Origin of the sequence: Bradyrhizobium sp. JR4.3 (assembly GCF_040547695.1) — a bacterium.
GTDB lineage: Bacteria > Pseudomonadota > Alphaproteobacteria > Rhizobiales > Xanthobacteraceae > Bradyrhizobium > Bradyrhizobium canariense.
On sequence record NZ_JBEPQF010000006.1, the window covers coordinates 1 to 20831 of the forward strand.

Sequence of the window (20831 nt, forward strand, 5' to 3'; positions counted from 1 at the left end):
CGACGATCGTCGTGTCCTACAATGTGAAGGACGCGCAGGGTGCGACGGTCGCGCAGACCGAGACGATCACGATCACCGGCACCAATGACGCGCCGACGGTTACGGCGGCGCTGACCTCGACGGCGGCCGAAGGTGCGCCGTCCTACGCGCTGGACCTGCTGTCCGGGGCCAGTGACGCGGACCATGGCGAAACAGCGACGCTGAGCGTTGCCGCCGTGAGCTATGCGGTTGACGGCGGAACTGCGTCTTCGACGGCGCCGGCCGGGGTGAGCCTGTCTGGCTCGACGCTGACGGTTGATCCGACGGACGCTGCGTTCAACAGCCTGGCGGTTGGCGAGCACACGACGATCGTCGTGTCCTACAATGTGAAGGACGCGCAGGGTGCGACGGTCGCGCAGACCGAGACGATCACGATCACCGGCACCAATGACGCGCCGGTGATCACCGCCAATGGTGGCTCGCTGTCCTATACTGAGAACCAGGCCGCGACGGCAATCGATGCCCTGTTGACCGTCTCGGACGTCGACAGCACCAATCTGACCGGAGCGACGGTGTCGATCACGACCAACTTCCCCTCAGGCCAGGATGTCCTCAGCTTCACCAACCAGAACGGCATCACGGGCAGCTACAATGCAGCGACCGGCGTGCTGACGCTGACCGGTTCTGCGACTGTGGCGAACTACCAGGCGGCGCTACGTTCGGTGACGTATTCGAACTCAAGCGATAACCCCTCGGGTGCGACCCGCACCATCAGCTATCAGGTGGACGATGGGGCAGGCGCCAATCACGCCAGCAACATCGTGACCTCGACGGTGGCGGTGACGCCGGTCAACGACGCGCCGGTGGCGCAGAATGACGCATATATCCTCGACACTTCAGGCGGAAATATCTTGACGGTTACAACGCCAGGAGTTCTCGCCAACGACTCTGATCCAGACAATGCAATAACTGCGGTCAAAGACACCAACCCGACCCACGGAACCGTGACGCTTAACCTCAATGGCTCATTTACTTACACGCGGACAGACTCCTTCTTAGGCACTGATGCGTTCACCTATCATGATTCAGATGGCTCGCTCTCTTCCAATCCTGTGACCGTCACAATAACGTTGGCCGGTAGCATCAGTGGACACGTGATCAATTTTGGAAACGGTACTGACATTGCCGATTTCGCTAACAATACTTTTGATGGAAATACGCCGGCCCCTTCAGGCAATTGGTCTGTCTTGATGGGGAATGGCGGCGATACTCTGGTGACAGCGTGGAATCACATCAACGGCACGACAACCTACAACGGTGGAAATGGATCAGACGGCGTCACCCTGGTTTTCTCGGCGACACAGCTTGAGCAAATCCTTTCGAATGCAACCTTTGAGAGCGCGCTGCAAAATTACTTGGACGGTAGTCCCACTGGAACCCTCGATCTTTTAGCCTCAAGTTGGCAGGCTAGCGTCACTGCTTTTGAAAGCGCAAATCTCGCTGTCGCTCTTAATGGGGGTGGCGCTGTCACCTACTCCGCAATCAGCCAAAATCTCCCCGACCTTTTGGCGGGGCTTACAGGCAATGCGTCCGATAATACTCTGGTCGGGACCGCCACCGGTGAGACGATGTCCGGCAATGATGGAAATGACATCCTCGTTGGCCTTGGCGGCGATGACACGCTAAACGGCGGAAATGGGTCTGATCTTCTGCTGGCAGGCGCCGGAAACGATACGATCACCGGCGGAGCAAACGCGGATCTACTGTCGGGCGGAGCCGGCAATGATACGTTCCGCTATACGTTGGCATCTGACTCGACAAACAGTGCTTTCGACACGATTATCGATTTCACATCGGGGTCCGATAAGATCGCAGCTACCTCGGGCCTAGCGATCACGTCGGTAGGCAGCTCGTTGGCTGCCGTGAACAGTAGCGTCGCAGCACACACGTTTGCCTGGTTCGTCGACACTGCCAACAACCAAACGATTGTCTACGGTAACGCCACCGCCGGCGCTCTCAATGGTGGCAATGCCAACCTGCTGGAAATCCATCTCGCGGGCATAACGTCACTGACTGCCGCCGACTTTGCGACCGGAGTAGCTCCGGCCGGCATCGCCGGAGAGCAGATCAACCTTGGCCTGACCGATCCGTCGTCGGACCCGAACGACCTTATCACGGTCACAGTCAGCGGTGTTCCGTTAGGTTGGAATTTGAACGCGGGAACGAACAACGGAGACGGTACCTGGACGGTGCAAACAAGTGATGTCCAGTCCCTGGCGGTTACCACGCTCACCGACGTCGCGGGCGCGGTTGTCCTCAACGTCGCCGAGACATGGACAGACGCGGACGGCAACACGGGGACCAAGTTTGTTTTCGACAATGTTGAAGCCTACGCGGCCGGTTTCCCAATCTTCGCTATTTCGGGGGACGACAACCTGACCGCTTCGAGCGGCAACGACTTGATCGTGTTCGCCCGACCGGTTGGCCACGATACGATCTACAATTTCGACGCCGCCTCGGATCAGATCGATCTGATCGGCTATGCCGAGTTCACCGGCTTTGGTGACATCCAGGCGCATATGGCCAATGACGCTGCCGGCAGCGCGGTGATCGCACTCGCTGATGGTCAGTCGATCACGCTAAACGGCGTCGATGCGTCGTCGCTTACCGCAAGCGACTTCGTCTTCGACCAAATCCCGGTCACGGAAAATGCCGGCAACATGGTGATCAGCGACGGCGCCGTCCTGCCGCTGAGCGGCGTGATCCATAACATCGGCTCGATCGCGCTGAACTCGACGGGCGACGAGACCGACCTCCAGCTGATCGAGCATGGCATCACACTCGATGGCGGCGGCCACGTCGATCTGTCGGATAGCGGCCAGAACGTGATCACCGGTACGGCATCCGACGTCACGCTCACCAACGTGGACAATACCATTTCTGGTGCCGGTCAGTTGGGAGCGGGACAGTTGACCGTGGTGAACCAGGGCACAATCGATGCAACTGGAACCAACTCGCTCGTCATCGATACCGGCACAAACGTCGTCACCAACTCCGGAACGCTCGAGGCAACGGGAACCGGTGGACTGGAGGTCCACAGCGACATCATCAACACCGGCCTGTTGTGGGCCAATGGCGGCAACGTCACAATCGACGGCAATGTCAGCGGTAACGGAACGGCTCAGATTAGCGGTTCGGCCACACTCGAATTCGGAGCGGCCTCGTCTGCGAATGTAGCGCTTGATGCCGAAGCGACCGGGACAATCGTGCTCCACGACTCCTTTGACTTTAGCGGGGTCGTGTCCGGATTTAACGGGGATGACCACCTGGATCTGCTCGGTGTGGCATTCGGGGCCGGCGCGACCGCGAGCTATGTCGCAAATCAGGCCGGTACTGGAGGAACCCTGTCGGTGACCGACGGAGTCCATACCGCCAACATTCTCCTGCTCGGCCAGTACGACCCGGCGGGCTTCCAGACAGAGGCAGACAAGAACACGGGAACGCTGATCAGCTACCACGACCATCTGGTCTGATGCGCAGCGCGGAAATGACTCGGGGCGAACGTTGCGGCTCCGACTTTTGACTACGATGTCCAGCGTTCGGCATTAATTTTGAAGAGGGGCGGATTTTCCGCTGATCTGTGTGAGTACTCCGTTCAAAAGACCCGACGAACTCCGACAGTTGCTGCAAGCCTGCAAAGGCTATTTCGCCACGGCTGCGATCTTCAGCTTGGCCATCAACCTGCTGTATTTGGCCGGCCCGCTCTACATGCTGCAGGTCTATGACCGGGTGATCTCGAGCGCCAGCCAGATCACGCTGCTCATGCTCACCATGGCCCTGTTGCTGGGTTATGCAGCACTTGCAGGTCTCGACGCGGTACGCGCGCGGGTACTCACGCGCGCCAGTGTTCGCCTCGACCATCAAATGGCACCGCGCGTGATGACAGCGGTGATCGATCGCACCGCAAGGGGCGGCAGCACGCGCAGCCAATTGCTGCGCGATTTCGACATCTTCCGCCAGTTCATCACCGGCGCAGGAGTTCACGCAGTCTTCGATCTGCCCTGGGCTCCGATCTACATTCTCGTGATTTTCGCGCTTCACCCGTTGCTGGGCGCCTTTGCACTCGCGTGTTGTGTCATTCTGATCCTGTTGGCCTTCCTCAATGAATTGGCAGTCAAGTCTCCGCTGTCGGAGGCCAACGAGGCGGCGAGCCGAAACTACATTTTTACCGAGATGAGCCTGCGCAACACCGAAGTGGTGCGCGCCATGGGCATGACGCCCGGACTGTTACGACGCTGGAGTCGGGACCGTATCCGGATGATCGAGCGCCAGGTCACCGCGAGCGACCGTGCCTCCACGATGCAGAGCCTGATCCGTTTCTCGCGACTGTCCATGCAATCGCTGATATTGGGAGTGGGCGCCTATCTTGTCATCGAGCGTCTCACCACCGCGGGAGCGATGTTTGCGGCCAGCATCCTGCTCGGCCGCGCGCTCCAGCCGATCGAGCAGATCGTGGGGTCCTGGCGCGGCCTTGTCTCAGCTCGCGGCGCCTTCGTGCGGCTGCGCGAGCTGTTAACCGCCCATCCACCGCGTGAAACCGGACTGACTCTGCCGCGTCCTGACGGCCAACTTTCGGTGGACGGCCTATTATTCGCAGCGCCGGGAACGTCAAAGGCCATTTTGCGCGGGGTCGCCTTCCGGATTGAACCGGGAGAAGTGCTGGGCATCATCGGTCCGTCCGGCGCTGGTAAATCGACGCTGGCGCGCCACCTCGTCGGAGTACAGACGCCTTCGGCAGGCGCGGCGCGGCTGGATGGCGCCGACATTTCGAGCTGGATCAGGTCGTCCTTGGGCCAGCACCTGGGCTACCTTCCGCAGGATGTCGAGCTCTTCGCCGACAGCATCGCCACAAACATTTGCCGGTTCGACGACGGCGACGACACTGCGATTATTGCTGCGGCAAAGCTGGCCGGCGTGCACGAAATGATTGTGCGACTGCCGGAGGGCTACGATACCGAGGTCGGGGAGGGCGGTGCCATCCTCTCCGGCGGCTATCGCCAGCGGATTGGCCTTGCTCGGGCGGTCTATGGCGATCCGAGCCTTGTCGTGCTTGACGAGCCGAGTTCGAACCTCGATGCGGATGGCGACGCCGCGCTTGCCCATTGCGTCCTGCAGCTGAAGCAACGTGGAACGACCGTGGTCCTGATCTCGCACCGGCCTGCCACCATTGGCGTTTGCGATAAGATTCTGGTGCTGCGTGAAGGTGTCGCCGAGATGTTCGGCCCGCGGAACGAAATTTTGTCGCGCCTGACGCGACCGGTGCCGGTCTCGTCCGTGCAGGCAGCGGCGAGTTAGGACAAATTGCATGGCCCTGGTGGATGCCGCAAACCGATCGAGAACCCCGATGTCAGCTGCAAGCCTACACGGCGGCCCCAATGACTCGATACGACGAATTGCCCTGGTGGGATGGCTGATCATCGCAGCGTTTTTTGGTGGTCTCGGCACCTGGGCGGTGACGGCGCCACTCAACGGCGCCGTGGTCGCGAATGCGGTGATCAAGGTTGACGGCAACCGCAAGAGCGTCCAGCACCTCGACGGCGGCATCGTCAATGAATTGCATGTCAGGGAAGGCGACAAGGTTCTCGCGGGCGATCTCCTGATCCTACTCGACGAGACCCAGGCTCGCGCCGAATACGACGTCCTGACGCAAGAATTTGCTGTGCTGCGGGCAACCGAAATCCGGTTGCTGACGGAGCTCGAGCATGGCTCCGAGCTCGTGATGCCCCCCGATCTCAAGGCTCGAACCAACGATCCCTATCTCAAGAGCGTCTGGAACGGTCAACTCAGCCAGTTCCAGAGCCGGCGGGCCGCGCTGGAAGGGCAGCGCAGCGTGATCCGAGAAAAGATCAACCAGCTCGGCTCGCAGATCGTGGGCGCCGAGGCTCAAGCCAAATCGTTTACCGACCAGATCAACTCCATTCACAAGGAAGCCACCGATATTGCCCCGCTGGTCGAGCGCGGCTTGATCGCCCGGCCGCGAATTCTGCAGCTGGAGCGCACCGCCTTTGGCCTCGAGGGGCAGATCGCGGATACAACGGCCAACATTGCCAAGGCGCGCCAAGCAATCGCGGAGCAGGAGCAGCAGATCGCGCAGCTCGATAACGATCGAATGACCGACGTCACCAAGGACCTGCGTGACACCCAAGCCAAGCTCCTGGAGGTGATTCCCAAGGCGATGAACGCCAAAGCGGTGTTAGGCCGGATGGAGATCCGCGCGCCGTATACAGGGCGGGTCGTGGGCTTGAGCGTATTTTCGGTGGGCGGCGTCATTCAGCGCGGGGATAAAATCCTTGATATCGTTCCGGACGAGGACTCGCTGACCATTGAGGCACAGGTCGGTGTCGATGACATCAGCGACGTGCATCCGGACACGCGCGCCGAGGTTCACCTCACCGCGTACAAGCAGCGCATCGTACCGATCATTCATGGCGACGTGATTCAGGTCTCGGCCGATCGGTTGACCGATCCGAAGACCAACGCGCCCTATTACACCGCATTCGTGCGGATCGACCGAGATGAGCTCGCCGCGATGCCGAACATTCGGCTTTACCCTGGCATGCCCGCGACAGTGATGATCCCGACCGTGCAACGAACTGCGTTTGAGTACATCGTGGGACCGCTCGCAATGTCGTTCAACCAGTCGTTCCGGCAGAAATGACGCGATCAGGCAAGTGATGGAAGACGCAGTTCGGTAGCGACGCAGATCGGAGCGAGGAGAGACAAATGCCTCATCCCGGAAGCCAGGCTCGCTCAACGACACAAATGGCGGCGGAAGCCAAGGCCGAACGAGTGCAGCGATGTGAAGATATAAGGCCTTCAACGCCATAGATGGCGCCTATCGCACAGGCGATCTCAACGCTTTGCTGGCTGCGCTGGTCATCCAGCTGATTCTCTAAACAGCCCGCATCCCGCCCATCTCGGCGTGACTGAATTCCCGCTCGGGTATGCGATATACTGGAGTCCATTCCATTTCGTCGAGACGCTGCTCGATCTCGGCTGCGATCCGAATTATCCTGACCTGTCCGGCTTTCCCTCACTGATCGCTGCGCTTTCCGCTTTGCGTAACGACCGGCATGACATTGTGCGCCTGTTGCCTGTGCGAGGTGCCGACGTGCAGCAACGCGGATTGAATGACTGGACGCCGCTGCACTACGCCGTGAGCCTTGATGACGGCGACGCAGTCGAGCTTCTGCTTACTCACGGTGCCGATATCGATGCGCCAATGCAAATTGATGATCGCGCCACGCCAGTGCAGCTGGCGGAATCATACGGCTTCAACGCAGCGATCAGGGTCTTCAGAGCAATCCCCTGAAGCGTCTGGCGTTGTCGCCCTCTGTGGCAATCCTCCTTTGCGAGACTTCCTTCAGGCGTGCCGGCCGCGCGCTTTCCTCGCAGACTCTCGTCGCTTGTGGGCAGCTTTGCAAATTGGTGGGCACATAAATTAAATGCCGGAACAATCAGCGTGGCGAATTCTTTTCGCGTGAGATATGCCATTTGGTGTCCGTATTATTCCGGTGATCCTGCGTCACTTCATGGTTAACTCCGCTATCTTGTTGTATTACCAGGCCATTTCTGCGATCGATCCGATGGCGCACTGTTCAAATCGATTAAAAGCGAAATCATATATATATTAAATATTGACGAGGATTTACATTTAATAGAGAGTTTATGAAGTGGCAGGTTGGAAATCGTCCGCAGCCGCTGAATGTGCCAACGGGCATCTGCAAATTCAACTGAGAAGGGATTTCGCTATGTTGAAATATTACATCAAGACCACGGAAGGCTTTAAGCGTCTGCGCGCGGACCAGGACGGCGTGGTGTCGTTCGAATACATCATCGTCGCCGTTTGTATCGTTGGCGCAGTCGGTGCTGTGTTTGGCGGTGGAGCTACTGGTCAGATCGGCGCGGCGCTGACGACCGGGATCACCGCTATCACCACTGCTTTCGCTACGGCCATCGCTGGTTGATACTGCCATTTTGATGCCAGAGGGGGGTAGTCCAAGCTGCCCCCCTCCTGCAAAAGTGCCCCCGCAAGTTTGCCTTCCACGTTTTTTGGGGCGTGCATTTCATGAATTGGATTGCTCCCACAGCCTCTATTCTGGAAATCTCATTGTTGCTCTATGTCGCAACGATCGATGTCGCGACGCGATTGATCCGAAACGAAATTTGTCTGGCGCTGGCGCTCCTCGGGATCGCTAGTCAATTGCCCAACGCGATGCAAGTTGCCGAGTCGCTAATAGCAGCCGCGATCCTCTTTCTGCTGCTGTTTGTCCTGTACACGCGCGGTGGAATTGGCGGCGGTGACGTCAAATTGCTGATTGCTTTGGCGATCGGCTTTCCGCTGACCGGCGTGATTCAGCTACTGACCATTACCGTGTTGGCCGGCGGCGTTCTTGCCCTGGTGCATCTGCTGATGCGCCTCCTGCCATATCCCAGGCTAGCGCCCGTCGGCTCGTCGCTCATGCGCCGCATCTATGCGGTCGAGCGTTGGCGTAATTTGCGACACGCACCGCTGCCTTACGGGGTGGCAATAGCATGCGGTGGTATTTGGACTATTTTGAGCAAAGGATTGTGAGATGTCATCCGCGTTGCGTCTGTCGATCATCATGGTGCTTTTGCTCGCAACCACTGCGTTCGGTCTGATTGCCTACAACATGAACCTGCCGAAGGCGCAGCCTCCGGCCCCGGTACAAGTCACAGAGACAACCCCGGCGCCGGCGGAGCCGACGACTTCCGGGTACTTTGTCGCGGCGCGTCCATTGCCGAAGGGGACTTTGGCCCGCGAAGAAGATTTCACCGTGCGGTCGGTGCCGCCGGAGCGCATTCCGCAGGGCGCTATCCTTGAAACGCCCGAATCCAAGGCCGGACTTCCCGGTTCTCTCATCCGCAAGTTCGTCGAAGCGGGCAGTCCCGTCACATTGCAGGACATCCTGCGCCCCCGGGATCGGGGTTTCCTCGCCAGTGTCCTGGCGCCAGACAGCCGTGCCATTAGCATCAAGGTCGACGAGGAGTCGGGCGTCTCGGGCCTGATCAGGCCGGGTGATCATGTCGACGTGGTGTTGACTCAGGTCTTCGAGAAAGTCGATCTCGTGCGTCGCGCCCTGAGCGAAACCGTTCTGGGCAATGTTCGAGTCATCGCGATTGACCAGGAGATCGTGCAGGGCGCGCGACCTATTAGCGGGATGGCAGGTAAGCAAACACAAACCGTGTCGCTGGAGCTCACGCAGGAGCAGGTCAAAAAGGTGTCTGTCGCAAAGCAGATCGGAACGCTCTCCCTGGCCGTACGCGCGGCTGTCGATCAATGGGATAAGGCGGACACTGGCGCGATGTCCAGCTGCGATGTCTCGCCGGAACTCGCCCGCCAGTATGCAATTGCCGCCCAGAGAACGGCAGTGGTCGTTCATTCGGGCGGTGAGGTCAAGCAATACACAGTCAGGAGACAAGACGAAGACGCTCTCATCAGCTGCGATGGGTCCTCGGAAGTTGTCCGCCAGACTGCAACCGCTATGGGTTACGCTAACAGATTGTCGGAGAAACGTTGATGAACATTGCCATAGCCACTCCGCCTGAAGAAGCGACATCGATCGTCACGCGTAACCGCATCGTCTGTTTCGTAAATGATGAGCTCAGCGCTGAGGCTTTGCGCAGAGGGCTGGAAGGCGCCAACCTCTCGATCAGACGCGGCACGATCCGCAATGCGATACGGATGCTTGAAACCGACACCGACCTGTTGGCGCTGGTGACAGACATCAGCGGCATCGATGATCCCTTTACTGAACTGGAAAGGCTTGCCGGAGTCTGTCCACCCGATGTCCGCGTAGCCCTGATTGGCGAGAACAGGGAAATCACCTTCTACCGTGAGCTTTTGGAGCTGGGCTTGACCGAGTACCTGCCGCGGCCGGTCACGCGCGATATCGTGCTGGACCAGCTGCGCCCGAAGCTGCTTGGCAACGTGACGCACAGTTCGGTTGATCGTGGCGGACATGTGATCTCGATCTGTGGTGCGCAGGGTGGCGCCGGCGCAACGAGTATCGCCATCAATCTCGCGCTGCAGCTGGCCGAGACCACCAAGGCCAAAGTTGCGCTGCTCGACCTTCACCTGCAAGGCGGCGAAACAGCTGTCATGTTGGGTGTTCAGCCCGGGCCAGGCCTGCGTATTGCGCTGGAAAACCCGATGCGTGCGGACACATTATTCCTTGAGCGCGCGGCAATTGAGGTCAACGAGCGAGTTTGCCTGATTTCTGCCGATGAAGAACTGGATGCGCAGCTCGACATCACTGAAGCCGGCGTGAGACACGTACTGGGTCTGCTGCGCCAACGGTTCAATTACATCGTTGTCGATGTCCCAGTGCCGTTTCCGGCATCCATTCACCCGGTGATCGCGCTTTCCCGTCACGTGCTGGTGTTGCTGGAAGCTGAGGTGACCGGACTGCGCAATGCCCATGCAGTGCGCGCTGCGGTGACCAATATCGCTGGCAAGGATCGGGTGTTTACTTTGCTTAACCGTGCCGATCGCCCCGGCGGCCTCCCCCGGGCGGCCGTTGTCAAGGCGTTGGGCGCAGAGCCAGATATGGTGGTGCCGGATCTCGGCAAAGGCATGACCCAAGCGGTCAATCTCGGAATTCCTGCGCTGAAGCACGTTTCAGGACTGCGACGTCACCTCGCCCCCATTGTACGGGAGATCACGGGGCTCGGCGCCGAGCGGAAGGGATGGCTGAGGAGGCTGCTCGGACGATGAAGACCTTCGGTAGGCGCGACGACGATACGCCAGCTCATTTATCGGCATTGACGCCGTTGCCGGCATCGCCGCCGAGCTTGCCTGCAGCTGCGCCCAGGCACGAACCTCCGCCCGAGCGGCCCCTGATGCCAACCTCGCTCCGCGAGCGGGTCATCGAGCAGATTGAGCCATCAGTGGCGGCAACTGTTTCGCGCGATGTCCTTCGGCGGCAGATCGAGCAAATCATCCATGGAATCGCCAACGAAGAACGGCTCGAGCTGTCAGCTCGCGAACAGGTTCAGCTGGCGGACGAGATTGCGGACGACATGACCGGCTACGGACCGCTGCGTCCGCTTCTGCTCGATCAATCGATCAACGATATCATGATCAACGGACCGAGTAACATTTATGTCGAACGAGCCGGCAAGCTGGAACGGGTCGCGGTGCGATTCCGCGACAATGACCACATCGCATCGGTGGCGCAGAAAATCGCCGCGCAAGTTGGGCGACGCGTTGACGAGTCCAGTCCGATGGTGGATTGCCGCCTGCCTGACGGCAGCCGGGTCAACATCATTTTTCCGCCGCTGTCGATCCATGGCCCTTGCATCTCGATCCGAAAATTTCCAAGCCGCCGTTTGGACATCGCCGGGATGATCGAAAACGGCTCGATGACCGCAGCCATCGGACAATTGCTCGAGATTGCCTCCCGGTCTCGGCTCAATGTTCTGGTCTCCGGCGGCACAGGGTCCGGCAAGACGACGCTGCTCAACGCCATGAGCCAATTCATCGATCACAGCGAACGCGTCGTCACCATCGAGGACGCGGCGGAGTTGCAGCTCCAGCAGCCGCACGTGATCAGCCTGGAGACCCGGCCTTCCAGCCTCGAAGGTACGGGGCAGGTGACGCAGCGCGATCTCTTGTGGAATGCGCTGCGCATGCGTCCTGACCGGATCGTCGTGGGTGAGGTGCGTGGCGCTGAGGCATTTGACATGCTGCAAGCAATGAACACCGGCCATGATGGCTCGATCTCCACGGTGCACGCGAATAGTACCCGAGATGCCCTGACCCGCATCGAAAATATGGTGCAGATGGGGCAGGTCAATCTACCGACGCGCGCCATTCGAGCTCAGATCGTCGCTGCGCTGGATCTCATTGTGCAGGTCGAACGCATGCGGGACGGACAGCGTCGGATCGTTCAGATCAGCGAGGTCGTCGGCCTGGAAGGGGACGTGATTACGACCAATGACATCGCAGCCTTCGAGTATCACGAGGAGGATGTGCATGGGCGTATATCGGGCTCCTACAGGTGCAACCTTGCAACCCCGAAATTCAAGAGCCGTCTTGTCTATTACGGGCTGGATGGAGCTTGGGCCGAGGCCATGAGGCAGGTGTGATGCCGGAGTTTGTGATCGTCGCTGTTCTGGCGCTCGCGATGTGCGCAGCAGCCATTTCGTTGTGGATCGACGCTCGGGAAAGACGCATCGATCGCCGGCTGTCGGTTGCCCTGCCGGCCTCACATCCAGCTAATCTGCCATCCATTCGCCGGTTGGAGACCGGGGCCGGGTCCCTGTTTCTCCATCGCCTGGCCAACTACAATTCCGAGATCTCGTACATTTGGCATCCGGCCTATGTGCTGCTTGCCGGTGTCGCCGCAGCAGCAGCAACTCTCTACGCGAATCACCTGCTCGGATATTCCATTCTCTACGGGTGCATTGGCGCTGCAATCGCAGCCATCATCGTGGTGCGAGGCCTGTTTGGATGGCAGCAACGTCGCGTTGCGCTTCAGCTTTTTCGACAGCTGCCTGATGCGATCCAGCTGGTGACCAGTACCGTTCGATCGGGTCTGCCCGTGCACGAAGCATTTCGCGCCCTCGCTCGCGATATGCCGCAACCAACGGCTGGCCAGTTTGCCATCGTATGCAGCGAGGTGAATCTGGGGAGACCTCCAGAGCAAGCCGTCGAAGCTGTTTATCAGCGAACGCAAGTGGCGGAATATGCAATGTTTGCGGTTACACTTGCAGTCCAGTTGAAGTCAGGTGGCAGCTTGGCCGAAACCTTACAGAACCTGGGAGACACGGTGAGGCAGCGTGTTGCGCTGGCTGGTCGCGCCAAGGCGCTCGCAGGAGAGGTGATCTTTTCATCGCGAGCGCTGACGATATCGCCGCTAGTTGGAGGCGGAGTATTATACGCGTCCAATCCGCAAACCGTTGATCTGTTGTTCACTGATCCGGTTGGAAACAAGCTGCTGGCTTACGCAGTGGGCTCGGTGCTTCTTGGGGCTCTGGTGATAAGCTGGATGGTCAGAAGGGAAACCGAGCTGTGACTGTTGGCCTAGGTCTGGTAGCCCTCGCACTAGCAGCTGGCAGTGCGACCTGCGTGTTGATCATCCAGGAATTACACCTTCGTGCATTGGACACGCGGGTATCGAACGCCGTGCTGGGTATCCCTTACCGGTCCGCCCCGTTCCAGGACGTGACCGGTTGGTTTTCATGGCTCGGCATGCGGTATCGCCGCTTCTACGCTGAGGAAAATCTGGATCAACTAAGCGCCATCCTTCAATCATCAGGTTTCAATCATCGGCGAGCGTTGCCGACCTGGATCGGCGTCAAAGCCGTCAGCATGTTCCTTTGCCCAATCATCGCCGCGGGTGTCGCCCTGCTTCTCGGCAAGGGACTGATGGATGTGCTGGTCTTTACACTCATGGGCGTGATGATCGGGATTTTGGGGCCGCGATTGATACTGACCGTGATGAAGCGGCGGTTCGATGCTGCCATTCGGGTCGGCACGCCGGATATGATCGATTTGCTGGTCGTGTGCAGCGAAGCGGGAATGGGTCTGGAGAGCGGGCTCGCACGGGTAACGCAGGAAATGAGCCAGACCAATCCCTCTGTCGCGCGGGTCTTGCAAGGTCTTATTGACGATCTCCGGATATTGCCAAGTCGCAGCGAGGCGTTCGAGAAATTAGGTGCTACGTCGGATGGGCTTCGCCGCTTCGGCACCATGGTCGCCCAAAGCCTGCAGTACGGAACGCCGGTGGGCCAAGCTCTGCGGAGTATCGCTGTCGACCTCCGGCGAGAACGCATTACCAAGCTTGAAGAACGAGCCCACAAGTTGGGCGCCAAGCTGACCATTCCGATGGTGTTGTTCCTGCTCCCCGCCATGTTCGTCATTTTGGGAGGAAGTCCAATTCTGCACCTGGTGCGTTCGTTCGCCAGCTTCGGTAAATAGCCATGAGCACGGTTGCCCTGTCGAAACCTTTCTCATACGGGCGCACGATGCAACTGTTCGGCGGCATGTGGTTCATGTTGCTGGCACTTGGTGTCGCCATCAAGATCGGATCATCGGCTCATGATCCCTGGCCGTCGCTCTTGTCGAGTGTTTGCCTCGCTGTCTTCTACGTGCTCCTGGCGCTGTTGATCATCACGCGGCCCCCGGCGAAGGCGCAAGCGAATGGCCTTCTCCCAAGGATAGCGGCGTTCGTCGGCACCTACATGCCATGGACGATCGCCTTCTTCGGCAAGACCGATCAAGCGTTACCAAACCTGGCGTCTACCGCTTGCGTGCTGATCGGCATGATCATGATGCTGGTCACCATTCGACATCTTGGCAGGTCATTCAGTTTGGTGCCACAGGCGCGCAACGTCGTGCAAACCGGTCCGTATCGGTGGATCAAGCACCCGCTCTACCTCGCGGAAGAAATCGCGGTGTTGGGCGTGGTGCTGAGAAACCCGACGCCGCTGACAGCGGTCTTGCTGGTCTTGCATATCGGCATCCAGATTTGCCGAATTTATTACGAAGAGGACCTGCTTCGGCGCACCTGCCCTGAGTATTCCGGTTACGAAGCCTCGCGCTGGAGATTGATCCCTCATGTCTGGTGAGTGCTATTGATCCGGTCGACGACCGGAATGGTGAGTATCGGTCGAGGTAGGCTCATGCGCCGCAAGAACTCTTTCATCGTGGATCAAGGCGGCGCCGTCGCGCTTGAGACCATGATCGTGTACATTTTCTTGGTGTCGTTCCTGCTTGTGCCGCTCGCCGACGTCGCTGCCGCGGGCTTCCAGTTTATCTCCGCGTGGTCGGCGTTGCGGTCCTTCGGGCAGTACGTCCAGTACTATAATCCGCTCGGCCCTGACGGCACGGTGACCTGGAGGTCAGGGCTACAGACGACAGTCGCTGGTCATGCGATCAGCAATCTACAAGTTAAATGCGGAGACGGGGGCGCTACCTGCTCGCCGAGCAATATTGCTTCTCCGAAGTACATGACGTTTTCGACGACCATCACTTTGGCTCCGATTGGGGCGCGTGTGCCTTTTTGGAGGTCAGTGCTGTGTCCCACCACTTGTACGTACACGCTGGCTTACTCAGAACGCTTCCAGTAGGTGCTTCCATGCGCAATCTGCTCCGTTCTCGACGAGGCTCTGTCGCATTCGCGACAGTCATAGCGCTCGTGCCGCTCATCGGAGTGGTCGCGCTCGGGGCCGAGGCCGGATCGTGGTACGTCACCCGCCAGCACGCGCAGAACGCCGCCGACTCTGCGGCCTACTCGGGCGCCTTGCGCCTTGCATGCACGATTGCTGGTGCGAGCTGCGACACGAAATCAGTGGACTATCGCGGCAAGGAATTCGCGGCGCAGAATGGGTTTTGCAACTCAAGTCCTAACGACGCTACCGCCTATCCGGACAGAAACTGTGCGACGAGCCTTCCGACCAGAGTGTCGCGAGCCGTGCAGATCGATATCGGCGATTACAATGGGACCACGTTCACAACGCCATCAACAGGCACCGGCAACGCCGTTCGCGCCAGGGTCAGCCAGCAACAACCGGCTTACTTGGCCGCAGTGCTGGGTTTGACCACCGTCAACATCCCCGCCCAAGCCATTGCGTTGGTCAAGCTGCCGAGCAAGGTGTGCGCCTTGGCGCTTGGACCTAATCCGACCGGTGGAGGGGCGCTTAAACTTGCTGGTGACGTCAGCAACAACGGAACAGGTTGCCCGCTGATGTCGGATGCGAGCGTCCAGTTTGCAAGCACTCCCTCTTTCAGCGGTTCGGGATGGGCCGTCTATGGTGCAAATGGCTGTTCTCCAACCAATACCTGCGCCGATCCCGGCATAGCGCACAACTACTTCATGCCTCCTGCGATGGATCCATTGCAGGGACTCACGACTGCGTCGTTCAACACGAGGACGAGCCCATCAACAAAACCATGCGGCGGCAATGTTACCAATGGTCAAACCTGCTCGCTGAACCCGAACAGCGCTAGCGGGGTGTACAGCGATCTAAAGGTGAACTCCGGAGGCACGGTAAATTTTGCCCCAGGAACCTACCTTTTCTACAATGCAACGATAAGTTTTGGAGGAACGGTCAGCGGCACAGGCGTAACGCTTGTATTGCTCGGGAATTCGAGCCTCACCATCAACGGCGGGAACGTCAATCTCTCGGCCCCTACGACCAACGCTTTCTCTTCTGCTCTGAATGGGGTTCTGATTGACGATCAATCGACTGCGAACGTCAACATTGGCGGCAATGGCGTGATCAAGCTCGCGGGCGCGATGTACTTCCCTAAAGCAGATGTGTCGTTCGGCGGGTCGACTCAGCCTAGCAACACGACCTGCTCAGAAGTGATCGCCAAAACACTCACCATGACCGGTGGCGGCTACCTGAGCACCGATGGATGTGCTCCAACTGTAATCGCCTACACCCAAGTCGTCTCTTTGGTGCAATGATGAGAAAGCTCGACAATCGTGGTGCCTCTGCGTTTGAATTCATCCTCGTGTTCGTGCCGCTTTTCACGTTGATGTTCGTCATCTTCGATCTCGGACGCTATGCCATCACGATGCAGTCCTTGCGGACGCTGGCGAGCGCCGGCGCCCGGGCGGTCATGATTAGCTGCTATACGCCTGCCATGGTCCAAAGCCCGCCGCAGTCGCCGGCCGGCTGCACAGGGGATCCCCTGTCCGCGACGGCCAAGCAGAACGCGGCGCCGTTCCTGTATTTCGGCCATCTCACGCCGACCCTGACGGTGGGGTCGAGTGGCAACAATTTGACCGTTACAGCTTCTCAGACAGCCTTTCAAATGCTGATGCCGATATGGGGCACATCCCTCAACAAGCCGAGCGCATCCACCCAAATTCCCTTCTAGTGGTAGTGAGCAACCACTCCCGGAATGCGTCTGGATTTCGGTAAGCGGGAAATTCCCGAACAGATCTTCCGAAAATGGATAGGGCGCTTGGCGAGCGCGAGAGCAACGGGAACCCGTCGGAGCGCTTACGCGGCGCGATAGTTCCAGGCAAGGCAGGAAAGTGGTGCGCGCTGGCAACATCTGCAAGTTTTCTCTGCTGTTGCCGCACTGCGGTAGCGGCTCTTTTCTTGCACTCAGGCGGCATAAGGGACGATGATCTTGCACCGCATCTTGCGGCCGGTGGAGAACGAGACGTGTCCTTTGCGGAGCCGGAGATAGGTTGGGGCCTCGACTGAGTGCGCGCATAAGCAGGTAACGATTTGTAGTGGGACAGATTGTAAACTCTGCGATGTAGTGCGCGAAGGCGAGTTGTTAGGTCAGTCGAGGACGTAGATTTACGGGGACAGCCGCGGATCGCGGCGAGAGGGACTCAGAATGAGTGGGGGGCGCGTTTCGAGTAAAGCGGAGGCGAGACTACTCGCCTTCAGCGCGATGGCTCTTGCCACGACGCTTGGCCTGTTCAATTCCGTTGACCGCGCGGCGGCTGCAGACCGGCGGGGCTCCGGCGGCGTCTTCCTCAGCGAGATGAACGATGTCCAGCGGGTCAAGATCGTCGTCAACAAGTCGCGCACCTTCAAGGTCGATACGGCCTTTGCGACGATCGTAGCGGGCTCACCTGACATCGTCGACGTGAAATCGCTGAGCGATCACCTTATCTATGTGCAGGGCAAGCAGACCGGCACCACAAATGTCATACTATTTGACTCGTCAATGAAGCAGATCGGGATCCTCGACGTCGAGGTCGTGATCGATTCCGGCAATCTGCAGCAGAACATCCGGAGCAGCACCGGCGGGCAGGGTATCCGCGTGTCGGCTTCCGAGGGGCAGGTGGTGCTCAGCGGAACCGCCGCCGACGCAGTTACCGCCGAGCGCGCCATGGCGATCGCCACCAGCACGGTTGCGAAAGGGGGAGTCGTCGTCAACGCCATGAGTGTCGCCGCGCCGCAGCAGGTGATGCTGGAGGTGCGCTTTCTCGAGGTCAGCCGGGAGGCCGGTCGAAACCTAGGCGTGAACCTTTCTGCGGCGAACGCCAACGGCACTAACATCGGTAACACCGGGCTGGGTCATGTGACCGCCGCCGGTCGATCACCGATTGGTGGTATTAATACCAACAACGGTCCGCTCGGTGCTGGGGGAGGACAGGTCGGCGACGCCCCGACGGGTAGCCTTCCGGTACTCCAAACTCTGGGGACGCTCGCCGGTACTGCAGGAGGCATCGCTCCTGCGCCGTTCGGAAGCTTGTTGACCAGTCTCATTCGGACCAGCAACGGCGGCTCGGTGGACTTGTTGATCTCTGCATTGGAAACGAAAGGGCTGGCACGTCGGTTGGCGGAGCCAAACTTGACCACGCTTTCCGGCGATGCCGCCCGCTTCCTCGCCGGCGGTGAGTTTCCAGTACCGATACCGACCCAGACGACGAACGGCTTTCCCACCATCACGATCGACTACAAGAAGTTCGGTGTTGAGCTGGCCTTCGTGCCGACCGTTCTTTCGCGCGGCGTGATCAACCTTCGGGTCGAACCCTCGGTCAGCGAGCTTGATTTCGCCAATGCGGTGACCATTCAGGGCACGACAGTTCCCGCATTGACCCGCCGCGATGCGCGCACCACGGTCGAATTGCGCGACGGCCAGAGCTTTGCCATCGCCGGCCTGCTCCAGACCCGCAATCGGCAGGACGTTTCGCAATTGCCATGGATCGGCTCGGTGCCCGTGCTTGGAACCTTGTTCAGCAGCAAGTCGTACCAGCAGGAGGAAACCGACCTCGTCATCATCGTGACGCCGCGCCTGGTTGCGCCGGCGGCACCCGGTCAGCAACTGGCGTCTCCGCTCGACTCCCGCCTTCCGGCCAACGACGTCGATTTCTTCCTCAATGGCCAGATGGAAGTCCGCAAGCGCTACAATGACTACGTCAATTCCGGCGGCGACGTGAAGGGTCCGTACGGCCACATCATCGCTCCTGAAGTTAGGGTGCCTGTTCCGGCACCGGCCGCCGCTGCCGACCAGCCGGTCGTAAAAACCCTCAACTAGCGGAGCGAGAGATGACCATCAGGTATCTGGTTCTGTTCGCGCCCTTGCTGCTCGGGGGATGTTACGGCCTCGCCGGTAACGACGAGATGGATCGCTACTTCCAGCGTTCCGATACCATCACCATGAGCGCCGGCAACGCCAAAGAGGTCAACGCCGTCACACATACGATCAGTCCATGGCCGCGAAACGTCGGTGACCGGAGGATCGCATATGACGCTCGGCGCGTGGGCGCCGCCGTCACACGCTATGGCAAAACGCAACAGCCGGTGGATCAGCTTCCCGACATAAGCGATGCGACGAGGCAAATGGGCCTGCGGACGACGCCGACGCAGAACGTCAACATCGAGGGCTTGGGGGCAGGTTCGGCAACCGGCGTGTCGGTACCGGTCGGCGGAGCAGGGGGCAGGTAACGCGTCCGGAAGTGAGTTTTTGTTTGCGAACGGCGCAGCGAGTTCGCTGGGCCGCGGGGGGATGAAGATTGATGCGACGTATCATCTTGATGCTGACCTGTTGCTGGTTGGCGACGGGCCTCGCAGGGTGTGACTACACGTTGCGGGAGGCTGCGATCGTCGCGCCTGTGGATCCGCCGGGCGGGGACCCCGTGCAGGAGCCGACCGACGTCAAATACTACCCGTCGGACGAACCCGTTCGGCTGGGGCTGGAGCATTACAACCGCGGCAGTTACGGGATTTCCCAGCGCTATTTCAAGGACGCCGTCGAGAAATCGCCGAAGGATTTGACGGCCTGGATCGGGCTTGCCGCGAGCTATGATCGGCTGCGTCGTTTTGACCTGGCTGATCAGGCCTATGCCCAGGCGGTCCGGCTGGGAGGCGAAACTGTTCAAATCCTGAATGACCAGGGATATTCGTACATGCTGCGCGGCAATCTGAGCGCGGCGCGGCGAAAGTTCGAGAAGGCCTATTCGCTCGATCCAGGTAACCCGGTTATCGCCAATAACCTTGAGCTCCTCAACGGCAGCCGGCGGTTCATTGAAAGGCCGCCGAACAATCAACCATAGGTAAAATAGCTAGCCGTAATAGATTAATCTTTATCGATTTGGTCTAGGCTGGAGCGCGCGCCGTGTGCCGGGGGCCATTGAGACAAGCTAACGTTTCTGACGTATGGTTAATCTCATGAGTCGACTTTTCAAGCTCCAATTCCTGGGACCATTTGTGCTCTTTGCCGCCACGCTTTGCGCCGAACTGGCCGCGCGTGCCCTTCAATATGCGCCCAGCTCTGAGCTTCTCTGGTTCATCAATCTCAGGATGTTCGGCATCTTTCAGCGTAGCGATGCCGCATTGAGCTATTTCGTTCCACTCAAAGGGTTTCAGTTCTTCGGGCTTGCGCTTCCGATCTTCGTGCTGGCCTGCGTTGGGCTCGCAGCTAGGTCGAGGCCCCTTTTCACGGTCGCAACGCACGTCAGTGTAGTCTATGCCTTGGTTTTGGTCGTCTCCTGGCAGCTTGGTACACCCACCGCTACGCAGGCATCGCTTGTAACCGTTGCGGTCCCGTCGGGTGGCTGGTTTGTGATGGCGACCATTTTAGGGGCCTGCCTCCTGTCCTTTGCGGTCACGCACCTGCTCTATTTCTTCGCAGTGGGACAGGAAATCAGAGCTTTGGTACGTTGGCTACGACCGATCCTGTTCTCGACGTAACAACCGCATTACGCGCAGGCTCACTGGATGCTCTTAGTCAGCGGCGGAGCTTGCGGTCGAGAATGGCGCCGAGAACGTCGGCATAATCGTCGTCCAGGTCGCTACGCGCGAGTCGGGATCTAGGCGCCTCCATCCCTCCATCTCCATCCGGGCCG

General features: G+C 59.3%; 19 protein-coding genes. All 19 read left to right on the top strand.

Features of this window, described 5'->3' with window-relative positions; genetic code table 11:
- Positions 1-11 precede the first annotated feature (11 nt).
- Positions 12-3512, top strand: coding sequence for a beta strand repeat-containing protein (locus tag ABIB91_RS11955; RefSeq protein ID WP_354160976.1), 3501 nt, complete (start codon positions 12-14; stop codon positions 3510-3512).
- 148 nt (positions 3513-3660) lie between these two features.
- Complete coding sequence (locus ABIB91_RS11960) at positions 3661-5334, top strand: type I secretion system permease/ATPase (protein ID WP_157158555.1); 1674 nt, start codon at positions 3661-3663, stop codon at positions 5332-5334.
- Positions 5335-5344: 10 nt separating this feature from the next.
- On the top strand, positions 5345-6697 hold the full coding sequence (locus ABIB91_RS11965) for an HlyD family type I secretion periplasmic adaptor subunit (RefSeq protein WP_354160980.1): 1353 nt from the start codon (positions 5345-5347) through the stop codon (positions 6695-6697).
- Positions 6698-6961: 264 nt separating this feature from the next.
- Positions 6962-7351, top strand: a complete 390-nt coding sequence (locus ABIB91_RS11970; protein ID WP_007592701.1) for an ankyrin repeat domain-containing protein — start codon at positions 6962-6964, stop codon at positions 7349-7351.
- A gap of 439 nt (positions 7352-7790) precedes the next feature.
- Positions 7791-8006, top strand: a complete 216-nt coding sequence (locus ABIB91_RS11975) for a hypothetical protein (protein WP_007592700.1) — start codon at positions 7791-7793, stop codon at positions 8004-8006.
- Positions 8007-8107: 101 nt separating this feature from the next.
- On the top strand, positions 8108-8614 hold the full coding sequence (locus ABIB91_RS11980) for an A24 family peptidase (protein WP_007592699.1): 507 nt from the start codon (positions 8108-8110) through the stop codon (positions 8612-8614).
- Between the two features lies 1 nt (position 8615).
- The gene (gene cpaB / locus ABIB91_RS11985; RefSeq protein ID WP_354160985.1) at positions 8616-9581 is read left to right on the top strand and encodes a Flp pilus assembly protein CpaB; all 966 of its coding nucleotides are present in this window, start codon (positions 8616-8618) and stop codon (positions 9579-9581) included.
- A complete protein-coding gene (locus tag ABIB91_RS11990) occupies positions 9581-10777 on the top strand; it encodes a CpaE/TadZ family protein (RefSeq protein ID WP_007592696.1) in 1197 nt (398 codons plus the stop codon). The genes cpaB and ABIB91_RS11990 overlap by 1 nt, the downstream gene beginning before the upstream one ends.
- Positions 10774-12150: a TadA family conjugal transfer-associated ATPase gene (locus tag ABIB91_RS11995; protein WP_007592694.1), complete on the top strand. Its 1377-nt coding sequence runs from the start codon at positions 10774-10776 to the stop codon at positions 12148-12150. The genes ABIB91_RS11990 and ABIB91_RS11995 overlap by 4 nt, the downstream gene beginning before the upstream one ends.
- The gene (locus ABIB91_RS12000) at positions 12147-13079 is read left to right on the top strand and encodes a type II secretion system F family protein (protein ID WP_198288231.1); all 933 of its coding nucleotides are present in this window, start codon (positions 12147-12149) and stop codon (positions 13077-13079) included. The genes ABIB91_RS11995 and ABIB91_RS12000 overlap by 4 nt, the downstream gene beginning before the upstream one ends.
- Complete coding sequence (locus tag ABIB91_RS12005; RefSeq protein WP_007592691.1) at positions 13076-13984, top strand: type II secretion system F family protein; 909 nt, start codon at positions 13076-13078, stop codon at positions 13982-13984. The genes ABIB91_RS12000 and ABIB91_RS12005 overlap by 4 nt, the downstream gene beginning before the upstream one ends.
- A gap of 2 nt (positions 13985-13986) precedes the next feature.
- Complete coding sequence (locus tag ABIB91_RS12010) at positions 13987-14634, top strand: methyltransferase family protein (protein WP_354160991.1); 648 nt, start codon at positions 13987-13989, stop codon at positions 14632-14634.
- 54 nt (positions 14635-14688) lie between these two features.
- The gene (locus tag ABIB91_RS12015; RefSeq protein ID WP_007592686.1) at positions 14689-15135 is read left to right on the top strand and encodes a hypothetical protein; all 447 of its coding nucleotides are present in this window, start codon (positions 14689-14691) and stop codon (positions 15133-15135) included.
- Positions 15136-15143: 8 nt separating this feature from the next.
- Positions 15144-16478, top strand: coding sequence for a pilus assembly protein TadG-related protein (locus ABIB91_RS12020; protein WP_007592684.1), 1335 nt, complete (start codon positions 15144-15146; stop codon positions 16476-16478).
- Positions 16475-16894: a TadE family protein gene (locus tag ABIB91_RS12025; protein WP_007592683.1), complete on the top strand. Its 420-nt coding sequence runs from the start codon at positions 16475-16477 to the stop codon at positions 16892-16894. The genes ABIB91_RS12020 and ABIB91_RS12025 overlap by 4 nt, the downstream gene beginning before the upstream one ends.
- Positions 16895-17368: 474 nt before the next feature.
- Entirely contained in the window at positions 17369-19021 is a 1653-nt protein-coding gene (locus ABIB91_RS12030) for a type II and III secretion system protein family protein (RefSeq protein ID WP_354160996.1), read from the top strand.
- An 11-nt stretch (positions 19022-19032) separates the two neighbouring features.
- Complete coding sequence (locus ABIB91_RS12035; RefSeq protein WP_007592679.1) at positions 19033-19431, top strand: hypothetical protein; 399 nt, start codon at positions 19033-19035, stop codon at positions 19429-19431.
- A 71-nt stretch (positions 19432-19502) separates the two neighbouring features.
- Positions 19503-20039 carry a tetratricopeptide repeat protein gene (locus ABIB91_RS12040; protein WP_007592677.1) on the top strand — a complete coding sequence of 179 codons (537 nt, stop codon included), beginning with the start codon at positions 19503-19505 and terminating at the stop codon, positions 20037-20039.
- Positions 20040-20154: 115 nt separating this feature from the next.
- Complete coding sequence (locus ABIB91_RS12045; RefSeq protein ID WP_157158554.1) at positions 20155-20676, top strand: hypothetical protein; 522 nt, start codon at positions 20155-20157, stop codon at positions 20674-20676.
- The last annotated feature ends 155 nt before the right edge of the window (positions 20677-20831 follow it).